This window comes from Cedecea sp. (genome assembly GCF_036500665.1).
GTDB lineage: Bacteria > Pseudomonadota > Gammaproteobacteria > Enterobacterales > Enterobacteriaceae > Cedecea.
Genome location: NZ_DASYBS010000151.1, coordinates 1 through 23,144, shown reverse-complemented (window position 1 = coordinate 23,144; position 23,144 = coordinate 1). Strand labels below are relative to the sequence as shown.

At 55.2% G+C, this 23,144-nt stretch carries 20 protein-coding genes and 2 tRNA genes; 16 read left to right on the top strand and 6 right to left on the bottom strand.

Annotation, left to right across the window (positions count from 1 at the left end):
• Positions 1 to 91: 91 nt before the first annotated feature.
• The 3 genes from VGM55_RS24105 to VGM55_RS24095 all read left to right on the top strand — a co-directional run bounded on the left by VGM55_RS24105 (position 92) and on the right by VGM55_RS24095 (position 3,277).
• The gene (locus VGM55_RS24105; RefSeq protein ID WP_331636977.1) at positions 92 to 1,510 is read left to right on the top strand and encodes a glutamine synthetase family protein; all 1,419 of its coding nucleotides are present in this window, start codon (positions 92 to 94) and stop codon (positions 1,508 to 1,510) included.
• Positions 1,511 to 1,695: 185 nt separating this feature from the next.
• Positions 1,696 to 1,899, top strand: coding sequence for a hypothetical protein (locus VGM55_RS24100; RefSeq protein WP_331636976.1), 204 nt, complete (start codon positions 1,696 to 1,698; stop codon positions 1,897 to 1,899).
• A complete protein-coding gene (locus VGM55_RS24095; protein ID WP_061278441.1) occupies positions 1,889 to 3,277 on the top strand; it encodes an APC family permease in 1,389 nt (462 codons plus the stop codon). Before VGM55_RS24100 ends, VGM55_RS24095 begins: the two co-directional genes overlap by 11 nt.
• Positions 3,278 to 3,402: 125 nt before the next feature.
• On the opposite strand, the gene VGM55_RS24090 is transcribed toward VGM55_RS24095, so the two are convergent.
• The 3 genes from VGM55_RS24090 to VGM55_RS24080 all read right to left on the bottom strand — a co-directional run bounded on the left by VGM55_RS24090 (position 3,403) and on the right by VGM55_RS24080 (position 7,028).
• Positions 3,403 to 3,478: transfer RNA gene (locus VGM55_RS24090), tRNA-Asn, on the bottom strand.
• Positions 3,479 to 3,770: 292 nt separating this feature from the next.
• Positions 3,771 to 5,552: an aminopeptidase P family protein gene (locus VGM55_RS24085; RefSeq protein WP_331636975.1), complete on the bottom strand. Its 1,782-nt coding sequence runs from the start codon at positions 5,550 to 5,552 to the stop codon at positions 3,771 to 3,773.
• 21 nt (positions 5,553 to 5,573) lie between these two features.
• Positions 5,574 to 7,028, bottom strand: a complete 1,455-nt coding sequence (locus VGM55_RS24080; RefSeq protein WP_154189162.1) for an AMP nucleosidase — start codon at positions 7,026 to 7,028, stop codon at positions 5,574 to 5,576.
• A 200-nt stretch (positions 7,029 to 7,228) separates the two neighbouring features.
• Here VGM55_RS24080 and VGM55_RS24075 point away from each other — a divergent pair, with 200 nt between their 5' ends.
• The gene (locus VGM55_RS24075) at positions 7,229 to 8,866 is read left to right on the top strand and encodes a methyl-accepting chemotaxis protein (protein ID WP_331636974.1); all 1,638 of its coding nucleotides are present in this window, start codon (positions 7,229 to 7,231) and stop codon (positions 8,864 to 8,866) included.
• Here VGM55_RS24075 and VGM55_RS24070 read toward each other — a convergent pair.
• Entirely contained in the window at positions 8,863 to 9,783 is a 921-nt protein-coding gene (locus VGM55_RS24070; RefSeq protein WP_331636973.1) for a LysR family transcriptional regulator, read from the bottom strand. The two genes, VGM55_RS24075 and VGM55_RS24070, sit on opposite strands and share 4 nt — an antisense overlap.
• Before the next feature lie 111 nt (positions 9,784 to 9,894).
• On the opposite strand from VGM55_RS24070, the gene VGM55_RS24065 reads away from it, so the two are divergent.
• The 4 genes from VGM55_RS24065 to VGM55_RS24050 all read left to right on the top strand — a co-directional run bounded on the left by VGM55_RS24065 (position 9,895) and on the right by VGM55_RS24050 (position 12,777).
• Positions 9,895 to 10,902: a zinc-binding alcohol dehydrogenase family protein gene (locus tag VGM55_RS24065; protein ID WP_154189159.1), complete on the top strand. Its 1,008-nt coding sequence runs from the start codon at positions 9,895 to 9,897 to the stop codon at positions 10,900 to 10,902.
• 1 nt (position 10,903) lies between these two features.
• Positions 10,904 to 11,209, top strand: a complete 306-nt coding sequence (locus VGM55_RS24060) for a putative quinol monooxygenase (RefSeq protein WP_154189158.1) — start codon at positions 10,904 to 10,906, stop codon at positions 11,207 to 11,209.
• A gap of 59 nt (positions 11,210 to 11,268) precedes the next feature.
• Positions 11,269 to 11,922, top strand: coding sequence for an oxygen-insensitive NAD(P)H nitroreductase (nfsB, locus tag VGM55_RS24055; protein ID WP_331636972.1), 654 nt, complete (start codon positions 11,269 to 11,271; stop codon positions 11,920 to 11,922).
• 150 nt (positions 11,923 to 12,072) lie between these two features.
• Positions 12,073 to 12,777 (top strand): LuxR family transcriptional regulator, encoded by a 705-nt coding sequence (locus VGM55_RS24050; RefSeq protein WP_331637000.1) that lies wholly within the window; start codon positions 12,073 to 12,075, stop codon positions 12,775 to 12,777.
• A gap of 10 nt (positions 12,778 to 12,787) precedes the next feature.
• Here the strand turns inward: VGM55_RS24050 and VGM55_RS24045 are convergent, their stop codons facing one another.
• Both VGM55_RS24045 and VGM55_RS24040 read right to left on the bottom strand, forming a co-directional pair.
• Complete coding sequence (locus VGM55_RS24045) at positions 12,788 to 13,360, bottom strand: acyl-homoserine-lactone synthase (protein WP_331636971.1); 573 nt, start codon at positions 13,358 to 13,360, stop codon at positions 12,788 to 12,790.
• A 629-nt stretch (positions 13,361 to 13,989) separates the two neighbouring features.
• Positions 13,990 to 14,065 (bottom strand) — tRNA-Asn (locus tag VGM55_RS24040).
• A gap of 191 nt (positions 14,066 to 14,256) precedes the next feature.
• Between VGM55_RS24040 and VGM55_RS24035 the strand changes: the two genes are divergently transcribed.
• The 8 genes from VGM55_RS24035 (at position 14,257) to zigA (ending at position 23,038) form a co-directional block, all read left to right on the top strand.
• Positions 14,257 to 14,622: a copper resistance protein gene (locus VGM55_RS24035; protein ID WP_154189156.1), complete on the top strand. Its 366-nt coding sequence runs from the start codon at positions 14,257 to 14,259 to the stop codon at positions 14,620 to 14,622.
• 48 nt (positions 14,623 to 14,670) lie between these two features.
• Entirely contained in the window at positions 14,671 to 16,557 is a 1,887-nt protein-coding gene (locus VGM55_RS24030; RefSeq protein ID WP_331636970.1) for a protein-disulfide reductase DsbD family protein, read from the top strand.
• Positions 16,554 to 17,183: a DsbA family protein gene (locus tag VGM55_RS24025; RefSeq protein ID WP_331636969.1), complete on the top strand. Its 630-nt coding sequence runs from the start codon at positions 16,554 to 16,556 to the stop codon at positions 17,181 to 17,183. Before VGM55_RS24030 ends, VGM55_RS24025 begins: the two co-directional genes overlap by 4 nt.
• Complete coding sequence (locus VGM55_RS24020; RefSeq protein ID WP_331636968.1) at positions 17,173 to 17,676, top strand: protein disulfide oxidoreductase; 504 nt, start codon at positions 17,173 to 17,175, stop codon at positions 17,674 to 17,676. Before VGM55_RS24025 ends, VGM55_RS24020 begins: the two co-directional genes overlap by 11 nt.
• A 254-nt stretch (positions 17,677 to 17,930) precedes the next feature.
• A complete protein-coding gene (gene nac / locus VGM55_RS24015) occupies positions 17,931 to 18,848 on the top strand; it encodes a nitrogen assimilation transcriptional regulator NAC (protein WP_331636967.1) in 918 nt (305 codons plus the stop codon).
• Between the two features lie 106 nt (positions 18,849 to 18,954).
• On the top strand, positions 18,955 to 19,899 hold the full coding sequence (cbl, locus tag VGM55_RS24010) for an HTH-type transcriptional regulator Cbl (RefSeq protein WP_008458004.1): 945 nt from the start codon (positions 18,955 to 18,957) through the stop codon (positions 19,897 to 19,899).
• 384 nt (positions 19,900 to 20,283) lie between these two features.
• Positions 20,284 to 21,828 (top strand): methyl-accepting chemotaxis protein, encoded by a 1,545-nt coding sequence (locus VGM55_RS24005; protein WP_331636966.1) that lies wholly within the window; start codon positions 20,284 to 20,286, stop codon positions 21,826 to 21,828.
• A gap of 133 nt (positions 21,829 to 21,961) precedes the next feature.
• Positions 21,962 to 23,038 carry a zinc metallochaperone GTPase ZigA gene (gene zigA / locus VGM55_RS24000; protein WP_331636965.1) on the top strand — a complete coding sequence of 359 codons (1,077 nt, stop codon included), beginning with the start codon at positions 21,962 to 21,964 and terminating at the stop codon, positions 23,036 to 23,038.
• The last annotated feature ends 106 nt before the right edge of the window (positions 23,039 to 23,144 follow it).

The window sequence follows — 23,144 nt, the reverse complement described above, 5'->3', positions numbered from 1 at the left end:
AAACATTTTGTTTCACACCATTGTCGATAAGTGGACATTATATTTAACGGTCGACATCAGCGACCGGCATCCAACGCAACGGCGGTGAATCATGGAAACCAATATCGTAGAAGTTGAGAATTTTGTTCAGCATTCCGAAGAGAGACGAAGTAGCGCGTTTGTACGCGAAGTGAATACCTTTCTTGAACGTTATCCCAATACCCAATATGTCGATGTCCTGCTCACAGACCTGAACGGCTGCTTCCGCGGGAAACGTATTCCGGTCGCCGGACTGCGTAAGGTAGAGAAGGGCTGTTATTTCCCGGCGTCGGTGTTTGCCATGGATATCCTCGGCAATGTCGTAGAAGAGGCCGGGCTTGGGCAGGAACTGGGCGAGCCGGATCGCCGCTGCGTGCCGGTGCCGGGAACGCTGACGCCGTCGGCGGCCGATCCCGAGTTTATCGGCCAGATGATGCTGACCATGCTGGATGAAGATGGCGCTCCCTTTGACGTTGAGCCGCGGAACGTGCTTAACCGACTCTGGCAGCAGCTGCGCCAGCGCGGCCTGTTCCCCGTGGTAGCGGTAGAGCTGGAGTTCTATTTAATCGATCGCCAGCGCGACGCCGAAGGCTACCTGCAGCCGCCCTGCGCGCCGGGTACCGACGACCGAAATACCCAAAGCCAGGTCTATTCCGTCGATAACCTGAATCACTTTGCCGATGTGCTGACCGACATCGACGATCTGGCTCGCCTGCAGCTGATCCCGGCAGACGGCGCGGTGGCAGAAGCCTCGCCAGGCCAGTTCGAAATCAACCTGCATCACACCGATAACGTGCTGGATGCCTGCGATGATGCGTTAGCGTTAAAACGCCTGGTGCGAACTGTCGCAGAGAAGCATAAGATGCACGCCACTTTTATGGCGAAGCCTTACGAAGAGCATGCGGGCAGCGGGATGCATATCCACATCAGCGTGCTGAATAACAAAGGCGAAAACGTGCTGGCGGACGCCGACGGCGAAGACTCTGCGCTGCTGAAACGTGCGCTGGCGGGCATGATCCACCTGATGCCTTCTTCCATGGCGCTGCTGGCGCCGAACGTGAACTCGTGGCGCCGTTTCCAGCCGGGGATGTACGTCCCGACTCAGGCTTCGTGGGGGCATAACAACCGTACCGTGGCGCTGCGTATTCCCTGCGGCGACAGGGACAACCACCGCGTGGAGTACCGCGTGGCGGGGGCGGATGCCAACCCGTATCTGGTGATGGCGACGATCCTCGCCGGGATTTTGCACGGCCTGGATACCGACCTGCCGCTGCAGGAAGAAGTTGAGGGCAACGGGCTGGAGCAGGAAGGGCTGCCGTTCCCGATTCGCCAGAGCGACGCGCTGTGGGAGTTCACTCAGAACGACAGTTTGCGCGAACTGCTGGGCGAGCGTTTCAGCCACGTTTTCCACGCGTGTAAGCACGATGAGCTGGTGCAGTTTGAGCGTTTAATCACGGAAACTGAAATTGAGTGGATGTTGAAAAACGCCTAATAGTGGCTCCTGCCCGGCGGAGCAAGCGTGGCCGGGCAAGCTGATAAATAAGTAGCATCATACGGGCTGAGCGGAGCCAGACCGGACGTTTTGCAGGGCAACCTGCCATTTCCCGAAGTCGCGTAACGGAGCGCAGGCGGCAACGGGTCTTCTGTTAACGACAATGTGTACGACGAGGAAATGAGATGATGCAGACGCAAATGTTTAAATATCCGCACGGCGAGGGCGAACGCTGCTGCCGTATTGATAACGACGGGCCAGCGGCATGCGTGAACCCAATAACAATTCCCCGACAATTACGATTAACCCCCAGGCTAAGCAGGTTTGCCCGAACGAAGAACGCTTCGCAAACCTGTATCCGCGTGGGGGGACATCGTCATGGCGACTAATTTCTCCGTAGACAACGCTTCTCAGGCGGGTAAGCCGCAGCTGCGCAAATCTCTAAAACTCTGGCAGGTGGTGGTGATGGGTCTGGCCTATCTCACGCCAATGTCGGTGTTTGATACCTTTGGCATAGTGTCCGGCATCAGCGACGGCCACGTGCCTGCGTCCTATCTGCTGGCGCTGGCGGGCGTGCTGTTTACCGCTATCAGCTACGGCAAGCTGGTGCGCCAGTTCCCGCAGGCCGGTTCAGCTTATACCTACGCTCAAAAGGCCATTAGCCCGCACGTAGGTTTTATGGTGGGCTGGTCGTCGCTGCTGGACTATCTGTTCCTGCCGATGATCAACGTCCTGCTGGCAAAAATCTACCTTTCGGCGCTGTTCCCTGAAGTGCCGCCGTGGATCTGGGTGGTAGGGTTTGTCTGCATCCTGACGGCGGCCAACCTGAAGAGCGTCAACCTGGTGGCGAACTTCAACACCCTGTTTGTGCTGGTACAGGTTGCCATCATGGTGGTGTTTATCATTCTGGTAGTGCAGGGGCTGCATAAAGGCGAGGGCGTGGGGACCGTGTGGTCGCTGCAGCCGTTTATCAGCGAAAATGCGCACCTGATCCCGGTGATTACCGGCGCGACGATAGTCTGCTTCTCGTTCCTCGGCTTTGACGCGGTCACCACGCTGTCGGAAGAGACGCCCGACGCGGCCCGCACCATTCCTAAAGCCATTTTTCTGACCGCAGCCTACGGCGGCATTATCTTTATCGTGGCGTCGTTCTTTATGCAGCTGTTCTTCCCGGACATCAGCCGCTTCAAAAACCCGGACGCGGCGCTGCCGGAGATTGCGTTGTACGTCGGCGGCAAGCTGTTCCAGTCGATTTTCCTCTGCACGACCTTCGTGAATACCCTGGCTTCGGGCCTTGCCTCTCATGCCAGCGTTTCCCGCCTGCTCTACGTGATGGGGCGCGACAACGTGTTCCCGGAAAAATACTTCGGCTACGTGCACCCGAAATGGCGTACCCCGGCGCTGAACGTGATCATGGTAGGCATCGTGGCGCTGTCCGCGCTGTTCTTCGACCTGGTGACGGCGACGGCGCTGATCAATTTCGGCGCGCTGGTGGCCTTTACCTTCGTTAACCTGTCGGTGTTTAACCACTTCTGGCGTCGCGAAGGCCGCAACAAAACCTGGCGCGAGAAGCTGCACTACCTCATTCTGCCGCTGATCGGCGCGACAACGGTGGCGGTGCTGTGGGTGAACCTGGAGGTGACGTCCCTGACGCTGGGGCTGGTGTGGGCCGCGGTCGGCGTCCTGTACCTGACCTTCCTGACCCGCCGCTTCCGCAGGCCACCGCCGGTGTTTGACGCCAGCAAGGCCGAGCGCGCCTGGGAGTAAAGTCAGGTTGTGTTAGAGAGTAAAAAGCCCGCTTATGGAGAGTTAAGCGGGTTTTTTTGTTCAGGTTTATGCCCGCGCAGAAAAGCAAAAAGCCCGCTTAGTTTCCTAAGCAGGCTTCTTAAATTTGGCTCCTCTGACTGGACTCGAACCAGTGACATACGGATTAACAGTCCGCCGTTCTACCGACTGAACTACAGAGGAATCGTGTGAACGGGGCGAATACTAACGGGGTGAGTCTGGGTTGTCAAAGGCTGTTTTGATGAAATGCGTTTAACTGCCGATTAATCCAGCAAATCAATGCAAAAGGCCATAAGCGCGGCCTTAGCAGACAGCTGGCAAAGCTCTGACGAGAGCAGAAATACCAGACGGCTCATTTAAACAAACAGGAAAATCAATTTATTAATTTTCAGCGGATAACCCCAAAGAGGGAAAAACCACGCTTTTTCCCTCTTTGTCAGCACCGTTAAAAGGCCGCAAAAGCGGCCTTAAATAGTTACTGTTTACGCTGCTGGTTAACCGGCTGTGTAGCGGCCTCAAGCCACTGACGGGCTGCTTCGTCAACGCGTGGGAGCAGGGTTTCCCTCACCTGGCGGTGGTAATCGTCAAGCCAGGCTATCTCCTGGGTACTCAGCAAATCAAAATCTACCGCCGCCAGGTCAATAGGGATAAGCGTCAGCGACGAGAACTTGCAGAAGCCCGGCCGGGAGGCAACCACCTCGACCTGGTTTTCGATGCGGATCCCGTGGCTATCCGCCAGGTAATAACCCGGCTCGATGGTGATGATGTTGCCCGGCAGCATCGGCCACGGGTTCACTTTCTTCGCCATACGGTGCGGGTTTTCATGGATCATCAGCCGGTGGCCGACGCCGTGTCCGGTGCCGTGGTCGTAATCCAGCCCCAGCTCCCAAAGTGGGCGACGGGCAAAGGCGTCCAGCTGGTGGCCCTGAGTCCCGTGCGGGAACTGCAGTGAGATCAGCGCCAGGAAGCCTTTCAGCACGGCGGTGTAATGCAGGCGACGGTTCGCGTCCAGCGCGCCAAAGCTGAGGGTACGTGTGGCGTCTGTCGTGCCGTTGATATACTGCCCGCCGGAATCATTCAGGTAGAACTGCTCGCCGGTGAGGGCGAAATTCGTTTCCGGTGAAGAGTGGTAGTGGCACATTGCGGCGTTGCTACCTGCTGCGGAAATGGTGCTAAAGCTCTGCTCGGTGAAGGTGGCGCACTGCTGGCGGAAGCTGAGCTGTTTTTCCTGGGCTTCCAGCTCGGTGACCGGGTTGCCGGCGGCCTCGCGAAGCGGCACTTCTTTAGTCAGCCAGGCAAGGAAATTCACCCACGCCACGCCGTCATCGACGTGGCTGTCGCGGTAGCCCGCCAGCTCGGTTTCATTCTTATTGGCCTTGATGAACGTTATCGGGTCAGCCGCCCATATCACCTCGCCGCCGCCTTGCTCAACGGCAAAACGCACCGCGACCGGCGCGTAATCGGCGTCAATAAGAATGCGTTTATCTGCCGCAGCCTGCTGGCAGCGGGCGAGGAATTCACCCATCGGGCTGCATGCGATGCCGTCCAGCTGAGTTTTATCCAGGCCGCGCAGCTTGCCCTCGTCAACAAACCACTCAATGCCGCCGTCGGCGCTCACCAGCGCGAAGGAGTGGGGCACCGGGTTCATTGGAATATCCGAGCCACGCACGTTCAGCAGCCAGGCGATATTGTCCGGCAGCGTCAGCGCCAGATAATCAGCCCCGGCTTTGCTCAATGCCTGGGCGATCCGCTCGCGCTTTGAGGCAGAACTTTCGCCGCTGATGGCCTCCGGCATGGCGCTGATTTCCCCGCAGGGAGCCGCCGGGCGGTCTGACCAGATCGTGTCGAGAGGGTCGTCATCCACCGCCACCAGGTCGCAGCCGCTGGTACGCAGGTTTTCGTACTGGCTGTTAACCATCAGCAGCGGCTCGAAGGCGATGCGTTTACCCGCAGGAAGGTTGTCCCGCAGCCACAGGTGCAGCGGCTCTTCGTGCAGGTGATGAATCTCAAACTCCTGCAAATTTACCTGATGGCGAGCCTGAACCTGGTAGCGCCCGTCCACAAACAGCAGGGCGCGGTCGGCGAGGATCAGCGCCAGCCCGGCCGAGCCGGTAAAGCCGCTGATAAACGCCAGTTTATTATCATGAGCCGCGCAGTCTTCGCTCTGATGGGCGTCGGCACGCGGCACGATAACCCCATCCAGCTCGCGCTCCTTGAGCAGCGCACGCAGTACGCCGAGTGATGATGTGTGTTGCATCCAGCTTCCTTATTCTTTTTGTTAACGGAACGGCGGCTCGTTGAAGGTACGCAGCTTGCGCGAGTGCAGCTTTTCGCCTTCTGCGCGCAGCAAATCAATGGCGCGAATGCCAATCTGCAGGTGCTCGGAAATCGCCCCTTCATAGAAGCGGTTGGCCTGGCCCGGCAGCTTGATTTCACCGTGCAGAGGTTTGTCGGACACGCACAGTAGCGTGCCGTACGGCACACGGAAGCGATAGCCCTGCGCGGCAATAGTGGCGCTTTCCATGTCGATAGCCACCGCGCGGCTGAGGTTAAAGCGCAGCGCAGAGGCCGAATAACGCAGCTCCCAGTTACGGTCGTCGGTGGTGACCACCGTGCCGGTGCGCAGGCGCTGCTTAACTTCTTCCCCCGGCATGCCGCTGACCTGTTTGGTGGCGTCGTAAAGCGCACGCTGCACTTCGGCGATGCTTGGGATAGGAATGTCCGGCGGCAGCACCGCGTCGAGCACGTGGTCATCGCGCAGATAGGCGTGCGCCAGCACGTAGTCACCAATCTGTTGGCTTTCGCGCAGGCCGCCGCAGTGGCCAATCATCAGCCAGGCGTCCGGGCGCAGCACCGCAAGGTGGTCGCAGATGGTTTTGGCGTTCGACGGGCCCACGCCAATGTTAATCAGCGTAATGCCGCTGCCGTTTTTGTCGATCAGGTGCCAGGCCGGCATCTGATGCTTTTTCCACGCCAGGTCGGAAATCGCCTCTTCCGGGGCCTCCGTTTCGGCGGTAAGCCAGGTGCCCCCGGCGCAGGACAGGGCGATATACGGGCTGTCCGGATCAAGAATTTGCTGGCAGCCCCAGCGGACAAACTCGTCCACATAGCGGGTGTAGTTGGTGAACAGCACGAAAGGCTGGAAGTGCTCAACCGGTGTGCCGGTGTAGTGGCGCAGGCGAGCCAGCGAGAAATCCACGCGGCGGGCGTCAAAGTGCGACAGCGGCCAGGCTTCCGTCGGGTGGAACAGGCCGTCCGCGGTTTCATCGCCAATTTGCGCCAGCTCGGTGGTCGGGAAATGGCGCGTCAGCCCGGCGCTCATGGTGCGGTCCAGGTTCAGGCCGTCAATCACATAAGGGTAAGGGATCTCATGCTGTGAGGGACCGACCTCGATGTGAACACCGTAGTCCTCACACAGCAGGCTCAGCTGCTCGTCTAAATAGCCACGAAATAACGCGGGGCGAGTTACCGTGGTGGTGTAGCTGCCGGAGTGGGTAAAGCGGGCGTAAGAGCGGGTATTTTTGGGGCCACGAGGTACGCCGTCCCAGCTCACGCGCAGTTCCGGGTAGACAAATAGTCCATCGGAGCGGGCGTCAACATCCGGCAGCGTGCCTTGTTGAGTGTAAAGGGCAATCGCGTCGCGAAGGGCGGTTACCGAGTTTTCATACAGTTCTTCCAGCTTGTCCAGAGCCTGAGCAGGTGTGAGGCCCTGGCATACAGCGTCATTATTCATTGATTCTCCTTTACCGGTTCAGGCCGGATTAGAACCTCAGTATGTCATGCCGTGAGAAGAACGGAAGGGAAAGACAGCCGGAGTTGCGTGCCTTATAAAAAATTCCTCACAAATAAATGAATACCCGCTTAAAGATTGCCGATAACCAAAGAGATACCCGGGATTAATGGGATAACGACAATAATTATTTGGGGAAAAACATGGGGATGTTAAAGAATTTTACCATACGCCGCGTGATGCTCACCGTGCTGGGGCTGTTCTGCCTGCTGTGGTCGGCCGTTGGCGCGTTTACCGTCTATTCGCTGGCAAAGCTTGGCGACGGCAACGCCGTTGACCATCAGCTGGTGTCGCAGATGACGATACTCAGCAAAGGGAACGACCAGTATTTTCGCTTTATTACTCGCCTGTCGCGGGTGATGGAAGCGAAGGCCGCAGGCGAAGCCATCGACTTTAAGCCGGTGCAGGAAGCCCTGGCTAACATGAAAAAGGAACTGGAGCACCTGAAAAGCGTCTCGCCGGGGCCGATGGACCCGGCGGTTTCCGCAGACGTGATTGAAAAATGGCAGCAGCTTTTAGATAACGGCGTGGCGGCGCAGATGCAGCTTGCTCAGCAGGGGAGCGCGGTGGATTATCGTCAGCAGGCCACCCAGGTGACGCCGCCCCTGAGTCGTGCTTTTGGTGCCAGCAGCAGCAAATTTACCGCCGTGGCCGAAGCGCGTCTGGATCGTACCCGCGTAGCCGTGGACTCGCTGACCCGGCTAATGAAAATCACCGTCGTCGTGGCGATTGTGATTGGGCTGTTGATCCTGCTGTTTACCGACCGCTATCTCGTGAACCTGCTGGTGAAGCCGCTGGATCGCATTCGTGAACATTTCTCGGTCATTGCCAAAGGCGATCTCAGTCATCCCGTGGAGGACTTTGGCCGTAACTGCGTAGGCAAGCTATTCCCGCTGCTTGCCGAGATGCAGGGCAGCCTGCGCGATGCAGTTAGCGCGATTCGTATCGGTACGGAGAATATCTATCGCGGGTCGGCGGAAATCTCCTCCGGCAACAATGACCTGTCTTCGCGAACGGAAGAGCAGGCGGCCGCGCTGGAAGAAACCGCCGCTAGCATGGAACAGCTTACCGCCACGGTAAAATTCAACGCCGAGAACGCCCGTCAGGCCAGCAGCATTGCGGAAAAAGCGTCACAAACCGCCAGCCGCAGCGGCAAGCTGGTGGGGGACGTGGTGATCACAATGGAAGGGATTTCCGACAGCTCCCGTAAAATCAGTGAAATCACCAGCGTCATCAACAGCATTGCCTTCCAGACCAATATCCTGGCGCTCAACGCCGCCGTTGAGGCCGCACGTGCGGGCGAGCAGGGCAGAGGTTTTGCGGTGGTCGCAGGCGAGGTGCGTAACCTGGCCAGCCGCAGCGCAGGTGCTGCCAAAGAGATAGAAACGCTGATTGCCGACTCGGTTAATCGGGTAAACAGCGGCGCGGCGTTGGTTAACGAGGCGGGCAACACCATGAAAGAGGTGCTGAAGGCCGTCTCCGACACCACGCAAATCATGAAGCAAATTGCCTCGGCGACCGACGAGCAGAGTAAGGGGATTTCGCAGGTGAGCGTAGCCGTCAGCGAAATGGACAGCGTGACCCAGCAAAACGCCGCGCTGGTCGAGCAGATTTCGGCTGCGGCCGCGGCGCTGGAAGGCCAGACGGAAATGTTGCAAAAAGCGGTGGCGCGCTTCCGCCTGTCCGGGCGAGAAGAGCAGGCCGTGTTGCAAACGAAGACAAAACTCCCGCTAAAAGCCGCTGCTACCGGAGCGGCAGGGGATAATTGGGTAACGTTTTAAGCTTCTACTACGGGCAGGGTACGCATCGCGCTTTCGCAGCGTGCCTTGACCGCTTCGTGCAGTAATCGCACCGTGGCTGACAACTGTTTGCGGTGCGGGCAAATCAAGTTCAGCGGAATACTGTCCCCTTCGTACTGAGGCAGCAGCAGCGTTAAGCGACCCTCCTGCACGTCCTCGCTGACATCCAGCCAGGATTTGTAGGTAATGCCTTCGCCTTTTACTGCCAGGCGATGGATCACTTCCGCATCGTCACTCATCATCGAACCTTTGACCGCCACCTGCTGTTTCTTGCCGTTCAGGCTGAGCGTCCACGTATTGTGTACCCGTCCGCGAATGACAAAGGTCAGCGCATTGTGGTGAGCCAGATCGGCAACGGTTTGGGGTTCACCATAACGTTCGAGGTAGCCCGGAGCAGCAACAACCACGCGGCGGTTTTCGGGCGCTATTGGCAGGGCGATATACGAGGCATCATCGTTATTGCCATAGCGAAAGGCCACATCGACCGGGTCTTTAAACACGTCCGTTATCCGATCGGAGAACAGAATTTTAAGGCTGAGTGCGGGGTGGGTTCGGCGAAATTGCTGAAAAACGTCCAGCAGCAAATTGCGGCCAAGATCCGAAGGGACGGCGATTTGCAGCGTGCCGCGCACCGCATCGCTCGGGGGCTGGATCTGCTCGAAACCGGCATCAAGGGTTTGCAGCACCTGCATGGCGTAGGGCAGCCACGCTTCGCCCTCGGGCGTTAGCCTCAGGCTGCGCGTTGAGCGGGCAAACAGGCGAATATTGAGGTTTTGCTCCAGGCGTTTAATGGCCGCGCTGACCTGGGCTGGCTGCAGCCCGGCCTCTCTGGCGGTATCGCTAAAACTGTTTAACACCGCGGCCCTGACAAACAAGGTAAGGTCTTCCAGCCTGAGCATTTTCACTCTCCGAGTATAAGTGTTGTTTCATGGCGCCTATTTTTCACCTTCCGCGCGCCTTGTACCATGATTTTACTAGATTGATGAACCCATTACCTTATTGGAGCTGCTATGAAAGCTATTGCTATTACCCGCGCCGCGAAAGACGGCAGTAATATTGATGCACTGCAGGAGATTACGCTGCCGAAACCCGTTGCTCAGGGCCACGACATCCTGGTGGCGGTGAACGCCATTTCCGTCAACCCGGTTGATACCAAAGTGCGCGGCGGCTTTAGCGGCGACGCGCCTCGCGTACTGGGCTGGGATGCCGTTGGCACGGTTGTGGAAGTCGGCGAGGCCGTTACGCTGTTCAAGGCAGGCGATGCGGTATGGTACGCCGGTTCGCTGACCCGTCCCGGCAGCAACAGCGAATACCAGCTGGTAGATGAACGTATTGCCGCCCTCAAGCCTCACTCCATAGAGAATGCCGCGGCGGCAGCGCTGCCGCTGACTGCCATTACTGCCTGGGAGCTGCTCTTTGACCGCCTGGGGATCCAGGAAAACGGCGGTGAAGGCGATGTGCTGCTGATTGTGGGCGCGGCCGGTGGCGTGGGTTCTATCCTGACTCAGTTTGCCCGCCGGCTGACAAAAGCGACCGTAATCGGCACGGCTTCTCGCCCGGAAAGCCAGAAGTGGGTGGCCGAACTCGGCGCTCATCATGTTATCGATCACAGCCAGCCGCTGACGGAAGAGCTGCAGCGCATTGGCATTAAGCATGTTACGCATGTTGCCAGTCTGAACAATACCGAGCAACATTATGCTCAACTGATTGAGGCACTCATTCCGCAGGGGAAATTTGCGCTGATTGATGACCCGACGGCGCTGGACGTTCGCGCGCTGAAGGCCAAAAGCATTTCGCTGCACTGGGAGTTTATGTTTACCCGCTCAATGTTTGTCACCAGCGATATCATTGAGCAACATAACTTGCTGACCCGTGTCGCCACGTTGATTGATCGGGGGGTGTTGAGAACCACGCTCGGTGAACACTATGGCACGATTAACGCGGACAACCTGCGTCGTGCCCATGCGCTGTTGGAAACCGGGCGTTCGGTGGGCAAAATTGTGCTTGAGGGCTTCTGATATGGCGACGACGGAAACGCTGACCATTATCGCGATGCTGAAGGCAAAAGCTGGCCAGCAGGAGAAGCTCAAAGCTGCGCTAAAAGCGCTGGTTGCGCCGAGCCGCCTTGAGCCGGGTTGCCTTGACTACACGCTGTTCCAGCTCAAAGAAGATCCGGATACGTTTTATGTCCGCGAATCGTGGCGCGGCCAGCAGGCGCTTGATCTGCACAATTCGCTGCCGCACTTCCAGGCGTTCGTGAAACAGATGGACGCCCTGCTGGCGGAGCCGCTGAAACTGGTGCCGCTGGACGAAGTTGCCCTTTAACCCGCAGGCGGCCGCCCGTGCGGCCGTTGCTGAAAATAGAAACTCATTTGGGAAAGACGATGAATATTATTGATGCTGCCTCTAAGCGTTATGCAACCAAAGCGTTCGATGCCTCAAAAAAGATTGCCGCTGAAGACGTTGATAAAATTAAAAACCTGCTGCGCCTGAGCCCGTCGAGCACCAACTCGCAGCCGTGGCATTTTATTCTGGCGAGCACTGATGAAGGCAAAGCGCGGATCGCCAAAGCGACCACCGGGCCTTACGCTGCAAACCAGCCCAAAGTGCTTGATGCTTCACATGTTGTGGTCTTCTGCGCGAAAACCACCTACGACGATGCGCACCTGCAAGCCCTGCTGCAAAAAGAGCAGGAAGATGGTCGCTTTGCCAGCGAGCAGGCGAAAGAAGGGCAGCATAAAGGGCGCTCTTTCTATGCCAATAAACATCGCTTTGACCTGAAAGATGCGCAGCACTGGATGGAGAAGCAGGTCTACCTCAATCTCGGGACTCTGCTGCTGGGCGTGTCGACGCTTAACATTGATGCCGTACCAATTGAAGGCTTTGATGCGGCCGCACTCGACGAGGTATTTGGGCTGCGTGATAAAGGGCTGACCAGCGTGGTGATGGTGGCGCTGGGCTACCGCAGCGTGGAAGACTTTAACGCCGGGTTGCCAAAGTCGCGTCTCGATTTTAGCCAGATTCTGACAGAGATCTAAGCGCGTGATTATAACGTGATTTAACTTTCTATCTTTATCGCCAGCGGGAATGGATATTATGCCATTCCTGCTCTTATTCAGCAGATTAGTGGCATTGAAGTGTGGAAAGCGAAGGGAAATGATCTATACTTTGCTCTCTTGATTCTACGGATGGCCATAGTTGTGAAGGACACGTATTATAATGACAGCAAAGTAAATTCATTAATTCAGCACGAACTTGATGAATTTATTCTGAATTACAAACATACCACCTATGCGTATGCTGTAATGAATAAGAAAGACCCTTCCCAGATGCGAATTATTAATAACAATTCGCAATGGTTTAACATCTATCTCGAGAATAAATATCAATTTATTGACCCGGTGATCGTGCGGTCACTCAGCAGTCTCGAGGATTTCTCCTGGGACAGCGGCATGATGGTCTCTTCGGGGTATACGCTCAAACGTATTTTTGACGAAGGTTCGCAGCATAACATCGTCCAGGGGCATACTTACCCGCTCCATGACTATGTTAACAATCTCGCGGTGCTTTCGCTGATTAGCCATCAGCCTTCGGAAGCAAACCTCACCGAAAACCGTGAGGCGGTGATTGCTTTTTTTATCCGCCTACACCAAAAAATGCTGAATTTGTACAGCGATATCCGACAGAAGAAAAACGTCTTCCTGTCACCGCGTGAGCAGCAAATTCTGCAATGGGTTTATGCCGGTAAAACGTATGCGGAAATCGCCGTGATTCTCTCAATCACCGAGCGTACGGTAAAATTCCACATGGGCAATGCCATGAAAAAACTGGGCGTTAACAATGCCCGTCACGCGGTTAAATTAAGTATCGAGCTCAGACTGCTGGATGTCTGAGCCGCTGCGGCTACAGGTTGTTGAGCCGGCTGAGCGTGTCACGCAGCCATGCACTATTTTTATCTTTGTTAATAATGTCTTCGATAACCTGTTGATTGGCCGGCATAAAAATATAATAAACAGCCTCACCCTTTTCTGAAAGCCCTCTCTGAAGCATGTCAACTTTCCAGTTTGCCTGACGGAAAATCGCGTACATACCCCGGCTGGTGACTGCATGCATGCCCGGATAACCGTTTTTAATACAATACATAATCATGGCCAGAAATAATGCTTTGCTGGCAGGAAGGCTGCGTAAATTACCTTCATCACGGCGTTCCTTATCCAGAAACAGTCGAGTGATTTCGCAGCATGGAATATCTTTTGGTAAACTAATGTTATTAAAATACTGATAAAAGATTTCATCAGTCATTGTCGGGTAGCGGGCGTCAATAAAGCGTGCACCACAAAATAATTGACCTTCCGACATGCCTAGTAAATAAGCGGTATTCTCGTTATCGAATTGATCTCTTTCCTGGTTATCTTCACATTCCACATTCCACTTTCCATTCCAGCCGTTCGTGAAATGTTTTTTTGCGTAATGCATACAGCTCCCTGGCAAGGCCTGGGTGTAAATCATTATGATTACTTATAAAAAATTCAATTGCAGAACACATAGCGTATCCCTGTATGTAGAAGACCCCCCTGTACTTAAAGACAGCTTTTTTTTGCCTAAGGCCTTCTCTAAACTTAAAAAAATCCTGACCGACCGCGCCAACACGCAAGCAGGTCAGGTGGTCAAAGACCTGAGCAACACCAAGGGAAATGTTCACAGATTATTATCTAGTACACCGATTTCCCGATGCACAAGATTGTAAGCACTTGTAATTTTACATTACCAAAAATAAAAATAAAGAAACTTAAGCCCTCGCACTTGCGGGGGCTTTTCTTTTATATCTGTCAAGATCGTCGCGCGTTCGCCGATGTTCCCTGCAATATCATGCAGTTCTCCATGAAAATTTACTAACATAACGACGAGTTGGCGGGGAATTATTTTATAAAACAGGAGAGTCCGATTGCGCGAAAAGCGTACCGTACAATTGAATAGTAGCCTACTAATTAAAAAAGTGAACGGCTTTGACGTGCAGAAAATGAATTTTGTGAGGGCATTACGCTGGACGAAAAATTAGATGCAAAAAGCCCGCTTAAGTTTCCTTAAGCGGGCTTTTCTAAATATGGCTCCTCTGACTGGACTCGAACCAGCGACATACGGATTAACAGTCCGCCGTTCTACCGACTGAACTACAGAGGAATCGTGTGAACGGGGCGAATATTAGCGAGGCCGGTCTGGCTTGTCAAAGCCTGCAATACACCTTTTTGTTCGTTTGCCGATAAAACAAACAACCCCCGCCGTGATGGGGAGTCAGACATAACTTTACAGCGCAAAGATTGCCAAACTTTCGTCAGCCGCTAAGATAAGCCGGATTAAACAGTGAGGGTGTAATGGTTAAACGGCAGCGTTTAGGGATTTGGTTTCTTTGCCTAGCATGTGTGGTGGTACTGGTTTGTACCGCGCAGCGCATGGCGGGCCTGCATGCGTTGCAGATGGAAACCGCCGCAAGCGTTGTTGCCGTTCAGACTGATAGCCCGCAAGCGGATGGCGACTCCCCGGTTACGCCCTGTGAACTCAGCGCCAAGTCGCTGCTAAGCGTGCCGCCGGTATTGTTTGATGGGGCGCTATTCGCCCTTAGCCTGCTGCTTTCGCTGTTGGCTCCCGTGCGTTCCACGCGAATGCCGTTTCCCCCCCCAAGAGCGACTTCACCTCCCACCCTTAGGGTGCATCTACGCTTCTGCGTATTCCGTGAATGACAGACCGGCTGTTACCCACAGTTAGTTAATCATTTACGGAGAAAAAACATGTTTAATCGCTTCAGGCAGGCGCTGCTATGCCTGCTTATGCTATGGCTGCCCGTATCCTGGGCGGCGGAGGCCGGCTGGCTGCAATCGCCGGACAACAATCACGCCAGCGTCAGGCTGCGCGCAGACACCACGGAAAATAATAAAACCCGTCTTTTACTGGAGGTAAAACTTGAGAAAGGCTGGAAAACCTATTGGCGCTCGCCGGGAGAAGGCGGCGTCGCGCCGGCCATTGCCTGGCAGGGGGATATGCCCAAGGTAGAGTGGTTCTGGCCAACGCCTGCACGTTTTGACGTCGCCGGGATAACCACCCAGGGCTACCACGATCGGGTCACGATACCAATGGTGATCCACGGCAGCGCACCGGAAGCCATCCGCGGCGTGCTGACGCTGTCCACCTGCAGCAACGTCTGTCTGCTGACCGATTATTCGTTTACCGTAACGGCAACGTCTGCGGATACACAGTTTGCCCATGATTTTGCCCAGGCGATGGGGCAGGTACCGGTTGATAGCGGTCTGACGGATTCGCTTAAGGCGGGCTACCGCCAGGGAAGCCTGGTTATCGACGCAGTGCGTGCCGGAGGCTGGACGAATCCGGGGCTTTATCTTGACCCGCCGGAAGATGCCGACCTGGGCAAGCCGACCTTCCGCATTGACGGCGACACGCTGCAGGCCACGGTGCCGGTGAGCGACAGCTGGGGCGAAGGTGCGCCAGATCTACGCGGTAAATCGGTCACCCTGGTGCTGGCCGACAACGGCATTGCTCAGCAAAACACGCTCGCTATTGGTTCGGCACCCGCTGCAGCGGGCGGAAATGATGCCTTCCCGCTCTGGCAGGTTGTGCTGATGGCGCTGGTGGGGGGGCTTATCCTCAACCTGATGCCGTGCGTTCTGCCGGTACTGGGGATGAAACTGGGTTCAATTCTGCTGGTTCAGCAAAAAGACCGTGGCCTGGTTCGCCGTCAGTTTTTAGCCTCGGTCGTGGGAATTATCGCTTCCTTTATGGTGCTGGCGTTATTGATGACCGTTCTGCGATTGACCAACCAGGCGCTGGGCTGGGGCATCCAGTTCCAGAACCCGTGGTTTATCGGCTTTATGGCAGTGGTAATGCTGGTGTTCAGCGCCAATCTGTTTGGCCTGTTCGAGTTCCGACTTTCCTCCAATATGAACACTCGCCTGGCTACCCAGGGCGGCAACGGCATGGCCGGGCATTTCTGGCAGGGTGCTTTTGCCACGCTGCTGGCAACGCCGTGCAGCGCGCCTTTCCTCGGCACGGCGGTAGCCGTTGCGCTGACCGCTTCCTACCCGGTTCTGTGGGGGCTGTTCCTGGCATTGGGGCTGGGCATGAGCCTGCCGTGGCTGCTGATTGCGCTTCGTCCCGGCCTTGCCATGCGCTTACCGCGTCCGGGGAAATGGATGAACTGGCTGCGCCGCGTGCTTGGCCTGCTGATGCTCGGGTCGGCTATCTGGCTGGCAAGCCTGCTGCTGGTGCATTTCGGGGTTTCTGGCGGCAAGCCCGCGCAGGAAAATATTGCCTGGCAGCCGCTCAGCGAACAGGCGATTCAGGACGCGCTGGCGCAGCATAAGCGTGTGTTTATCGACGTCACCGCCGACTGGTGTATCACCTGCAAAGCCAACAAATACAACGTGCTCAATAAAGAGGACGTTCAGGCCGTGCTACAGGCTCCGGACGTGGTTGCCCTGCGCGGTGACTGGACGCTGCCGTCCCAGCAAATCACCGACTTTTTAAGAAGCCGCGGCCAGGTCGCCGTGCCGTTCAACCAAATTTATGGCCCAGGCCTGCCGGAAGGCAAAGTGCTGCCCACGTTGCTGTCGCGTGATTCGGTCCTGACGACCCTGGATGAAGCCAAAGGAACAACACAATGAAATACTTATTTATTCTGATCCTCTCTCTGTTCACAGGGCTGGCGCTGGCGGCAAAAGAAGAGCCCGCTCCGTTTTCGGCGGAGCAACAAAAACAGCTGGAAGTGCTGATTGAGCAGGCGCTGTTTAATGACCCGGCCAGCCCGCGTTTCGGCGCAAAAAAAACGCTATTAACCCTGGTGAACTTCACCGACTACAACTGCCCGTACTGCAAGCAGCTCGACCCGATGCTGGAGAAGATTGTGCAGAAGTACCCCGATGTGGCGGTGATTGTGAAGCCGCTGCCGTTTAAAGGAGAAAGCTCGGTGCTGTCGGCGCGTACCGTACTGACAACCTGGCGCCAGCATCCGGAACAGTTCCTGTCGCTGCATGAAAAGCTGATGCAGAAGAAGGGCTATCACGATGCCGCAAGTATTGCCGCGGCCGTTGAGAAGAGCGGCGCAACGGCGGTGACGCCGGATGAAAAAAGTATGGAAACCTTAAGCACCAACCTTCAACTAGCGCGCATTGTAGGCGTGCAGGGAACGCCAGCTACCATTATTGGCGATGAAATGATCCCCGGCGCGGTACCCTGGGAAACGCTGGAAGACGTCGTAAAAGAAAAACTGGCGGCCGCCCGTGGTAAGTAAGCTGCGGCGCTGGCTGCGGGAAGGATTGATTCTGCTGGTGCTGCTGGCGGGCGTGATGCTGGTGATGGACTGGTGGCGAGCGCCTCAGTCACCTCCTTCGTTTGACAGTACCCCGCTATACACGCTTGACGGACAAAACGTCACGCTAGGTGCGCTGAGTGCGGATCGACCGCTGCTGGTTTACTTTTGGGCCAGCTGGTGCGTGGTGTGTCGTTTTACCACGCCGGACGTGGCGAAACTGCAGGCCGAAGGGCAGAACGTGATAACCATTGCGCTCCGCTCCGGCAATGAAAGCGAAGTTTCCCGCTGGCTGGCGCGTAAAGGCGTGAGTTTCCCGGTGATCAACGACGCAAACGGCGCAATCTCCAGCAGCTGGCAGATTGGCGTGACGCCAACGCTTGTTGTTGTGGATAAAGGAAAGGTGGTCTCCACGACCAGCGGCTGGACAAGCTACTGGGGAATGAAGGTGAGGCTCTGGTGGGCCGGAGTGTGAGGAACCGTGTCGGTTTATTACCGGCACGCTGTTTTTAGCCTGTTAATGCACCTTAATGGTGCATTAATACCTCTTATGGGGCATAAGCAAAACCCCAGTTTCATTAATCATCAGCCGGGGCTTTATTAGTTTCTCTTATTCTCCAGCCTGTTATCGCGTTTGCGCCGCAAACAAGAAATGTGGCAAGCATATTGCAAAACCTTTTATGACATCACTGCCATGACTGGCGCTGGCATTCCGTAATAGGGGGCAAAATGAATTTAAGACGACTGAAGTACTTCGTAAAAATCGTTGATATTGGCAGCCTGACCCAGGCGGCAGAAGTACTGCATATCGCACAGCCGGCGCTCAGCCAGCAGGTTGCCACCCTGGAAGGGGAGCTGGATCAGCAATTGTTGATCCGTACGAAACGCGGCGTGACGCCTACTGAAGCGGGAAAAATTCTCTATGCTCATGCGCGGACCATCCTGCGTCAGTGTGAGCAGGCACAGCTGGCGGTAAACAACGTTGGCCAGACTATTAATGGTCTGGTATCTATTGGCCTCGCGCCGGGTATGGCTGCGTCATCTATTACTATGCCGATGCTGCAGGCCGTACGCGCGGAGCTGCCGGAGGTCCAGGTTTACCTGCACGAAAATAGTGGTTCACAGCTTAATGATAAACTGCTCAGCGGGCAGCTTGATATGGCCGTCCTGTATGACCGCACGCCAACGGCCGGGTTAACCAGTCAGCCGCTGCTGAAAGAAGATTTGTTCCTGGTAGGTACCCGTGACTGCCCGGGCACGACGGTAGATTTGTCTGACGTTGCCGCTATGAATCTCTTCCTGCCACGCGATTACAGCGCGGTGCGTAAGCGCGTGGATGAGGCTTTCTCCCTGCGCCGCCTGACGGCAAAAATTATCGGTGAAATTGAGTCTATTTCCACCTTGACCGCGGCCATTGCCAGCGGCATGGGCGTAACCGTGCTGCCGGAATCTGCGGCCCGTTCGCTTGCTGACTCGGCAGGCGGTTGGATGGCCAGAATAACCAGCCCATCGCTTAATTTACCGCTGTCGCTGAACCTTTCTGCACGCTTACCGCTTTCGCCGCAGGCTCAGGCGGTAAAAGAAATTCTTATGTCTCTGGTGACCCGCCCGGCGCTGGAAAATCGTGAACTGATGCTGGTAGGCTAAGTTCGCTTATTACTAAATGGAATAGGTTGCTGGTTTTTATTATTTGTCCCGCCGGGGCTGTGACTTTAACAATGGTGTAAAGAACAGTCACGATCCCGGGGGCGATGTGAACTTCCAGCAACTTAAAATAATCCGCGAGGCGGCGCGACGGGATTACAATCTCACCGAAGTCGCCAACATGCTTTTCACCTCTCAGTCCGGCGTCAGCCGCCATATTCGTGAGCTGGAAGAAGAGCTGGGGATTGAAATTTTCATTCGCCGTGGCAAACGGTTATTAGGTATGACCGAACCGGGTAAAGCCCTGTTGGTGATTGCCGAACGTATCCTGAACGAGGCCAGCAACGTTCGTCGTCTGGCCGATCTCTTTACCAATGACACCAGCGGCGTCTTGACGATAGCGACGACCCACACTCAGGCTCGCTACAGCCTGCCGGTGGTGATTAAGGCCTTCCGCGCTTTATTCCCCGAAGTTCGCCTTGAGCTTATTCAGGGGACGCCGCAGGAAATTGAATCGTTGCTGCACAGCGGCGCGGCGGATATTGGCATCGCCAGTGAACGCCTGAGTACTGACCCGCTGGTGGTTGCTTACCCCTGGTTCCGCTGGTACCACAGCCTTCTGGTCCCGCAGGGACATCCGCTCATTCATACCAGCCCGCTGACGCTCGATGACATCAGCCGCTGGCCGCTTATCACCTATCGTCAGGGTATAACGGGGCGTTCACGTATTGATGAGGCGTTTGCCCGCAGAGGCCTGACGGCTGACGTGGTGCTGAGTGCTCAGGATTCCGACGTGGTGAAAACTTACGTTGAACTTGGATTAGGCATCGGGCTGGTTGCTGACCAGGCGAGCGGTGAAGAAGGGAGCCTGGTGCGCCTGGATACCCGCCATTTGTTTGATGCCAACACCGTGTGGCTGGGCATCCGACGCGGGCAGTTACAGCGTAATTACGTCTGGCGTTTTATTGAATTGTGTAATCCGGAGCTGTCGGTTGAGGAGATTAAACGCCTGGCCCTGGAACCAGAAGAACCCGCCATTGATTATCAGATCTGACATGCCCCTGACATATTTGTGGTATTTCTGGGTTTGTTAAGAAAATATTAAATAATTAATTAAAGCAGCGCGCGGTGAATTTATATTTGCCGCGCGCTTGCTGTATTTAAAAAAGTAGTGTGGGAAAAATTTTACTTGTCAGAAATATGATACAAAAATGTTCTTTATCGCAAATCATCGATCAATTGCGATTCAATTAATAGCTCTCAGCTATCTATGTGGCCTGACCATACGAAAAAAACGATCAAATTCATAAAGTTAATCAGAATATATCCGATAAGCCTGTACGAGGTGCTTCCATCCCTTTGTGCTATTTATCTTCTGCTGTTTCGACCGCAGGGGCTTTTGCGCATTCATAAAAATATGCTTCCCAAGGGAGAAAAAATGTCACTACATGATGTAAAAATTCGCAGCAAATTAACGCTGACGATCGCTATTTTTATTGTGCTGATGGTATTCAGTTCGGGGCTTTCTTTACTCAGCCTCAGCAGGGCAAATACCGGCATTCAGACGATTATTAACAGTGATTACCCGACGACCGTTAAAGCCAACGACCTGATTGATAGTTTCCAGGAGTTTGTGAATACGCAGCAGCTGATGCTGCTGGACGAAGCGGGCGTCTTTCGTCAGAAGTCAGAAAAGCACCTGGCCGAAATTAGCGCGCACATTACCGCGTTGCTGGCCGATTTGAACAAATCCAGCACCGACGCGGCTTCACAAAAAACATTGCAGGAGCTGGCTGGCATCCGTAAAGAGTATCTGGACTCGCGGTTTCGTATTTTACAGGCGGTGCAGCAGAACAACCGGGCCGGCGCGCTGCAGGAAATGATGGCAACAACCATTCAGATTCAGGAGAAATATAAAGATAAGGTTCAGGAGCTTATCGTTATCCAGAATCAGAAAATGGCAGCAGCCGGGCTGCAGGTGGATAAAGATTATCGCTACAACCGTCTGGTCACTATTTTGCTAACGCTGCTTAGCATCGGACTGGGAACGGTCATTGGCATGTTTATCGTCCGCTCTATAACCCGCCCGCTGCTCCAGGCCGTTGAGTTTGCCGAAGCGATCGCGGAAGGTGACCTTACGGGCAGCATCACGGTGACCCACAAAGATGAAACAGGCGAACTGCTGCAGGCGCTGATGAGCATGAAAGTTCGGCTGCAAGAGATTGTCCATCAGGTTCAGCAAGGTTCGGAAACGATTTCCTCCGCCGCCGCGCAAATTGTGGCCGGTAACCAGGATCTGGCGGCACGCACCGAGGAACAGGCAAGCTCCGTAGAAGAGACGGCGGCCTCTATGGAGCAGATCACATCGACGGTGAAAAATACGTTCGACCACACTAATGAGGCAACCAAACTCTCGTCCGAAGCCGCATCGGTGGTGAAAAACAACGGTCAGATGATGTCTCAGGTCACCAGCAAAATGCGCGTGATTAACGACACCTCTAACCGTATGTCGGACATCATTAATCTTATCGACTCCATTGCCTTCCAGACAAACATTCTGGCGCTGAACGCGGCGGTGGAAGCGGCACGCGCGGGGGAACACGGCCGTGGTTTTGCGGTTGTGGCCGGTGAAGTTCGCCAGCTGGCGCAAAAAAGCGCCTCGTCCGCGAGTGAGATTAGAAGCCTGATTGAAAATTCGACCACCCAGACCCGGGAAGGTATGGGGCTGGTTGAGAAAGCAAATACGCAGATTGCGGGAATGATCGGCAACGTGCAGGAAATGAATACAATCCTTGGCGAAATCAAGCAGGCGAGTCAGGAGCAAACCGACGGTATTTCGCAGATCAATAGCGCTATCGGCATGATTGACTCAACCACTCAGCAAAACTCCGCGCTGGTGGAAGAGTCGGTAGCCGCGGCGGCATCGCTCAATGACCAGGCGAAGCAGCTGCGTGACCTGGTGCGTGTCTTCCGGCTGCAATAATTTTTGTACACCCTTTTAAAGCCAGCATCTGCTGGCTTTTTTCATATTTACTGTCTGGTTTTTTGCTTCCGACATGACAATGCAAATTATTATTGTTATGTTATAACATAACAATAATCATTAAGGAGTCGCAATGTCATCGTTAACACAGGCCAATAAAGGGGCGAAAAAGCTGCCCGTTACCGTGCTGTCCGGGTTTCTGGGCGCGGGGAAAACCACGCTGCTGAACCATATTTTAAACAACCGGGAAGGGCGCAGGGTCGCGGTGATCGTCAACGATATGTCCGAGGTGAATATCGATGCGGCGTTGGTGCGTGAGGGTGGTTCAAGCCTGACGCGGACCGATGAGAAACTGGTTGAGATGAGCAACGGCTGTATTTGCTGCACGTTACGCGAAGACCTGCTGGTGGAAATTAGCCAGCTTGCCCGGGATGGGCGTTTTGATAACCTGGTGATTGAATCGACCGGGATCTCCGAACCTCTGCCGGTCGCGGAGACGTTTACCTTTGTGGACGACAAGGGCGAAAGCCTGTCTGATATCGCTCTGCTCGACACCATGGTCACCGTGGTGGATGGCTTTAATTTTCTGCGCGACTACGAATCCTACGAGAGCATTCAGTCACGCGGGGAATCGATGGGGGAAGAGGACGAGCGGACTGTGGTCGATCTGCTGATTGACCAGATTGAATTCTGTGATGTGCTGATCCTGAATAAAACGGACCTGATTAGTGATGACGAGAAACGCCGGCTGATGTCTGTTTTACACTCTCTTAATCCGCGGGCAAAAATCATTACCTCAGCGTTTGGTCAGGTAAGCCTTGACCAGGTTTTGAATACCGGGCTGTTCGACTTTGACGCCGCCGCGCAGGCGCCGGGCTGGCTTAAAGAGCTGCGCGGGGAGCATACGCCCGAAACGGAAGAATACGGTATTCGTCATTTTGTTTTTCGCGCTCGTCGCCCCTTCCATCCGGCACGTTTCCAGAGGGTTGTCGGCAGCGGGCTAAAAGGCGTTATTCGCTCGAAGGGCTTTTTCTGGCTGGCAAGCCGCCCTCAGTACGCAGGGTCGTGGTCCCACGCGGGCGGCGTTATGCGTCAGGGGCTTGCCGGCTCGTGGTGGGCAAGTATTCCCCGTGAGCGCTGGCCGCAGGACCCGGAAAGCCTCGAGCATATTTTAAACATCTATGGACTACCTCCGTTTTGCAAGCACTGATTCTGGTTTTGGGTTGTTGCTTACATCTATCCGGCATCAGGAAAACCTGTGCCCAAATGGGTAATTCGCACACAATCGCCTCAACAACTGGACGGCCTCTTAGGCC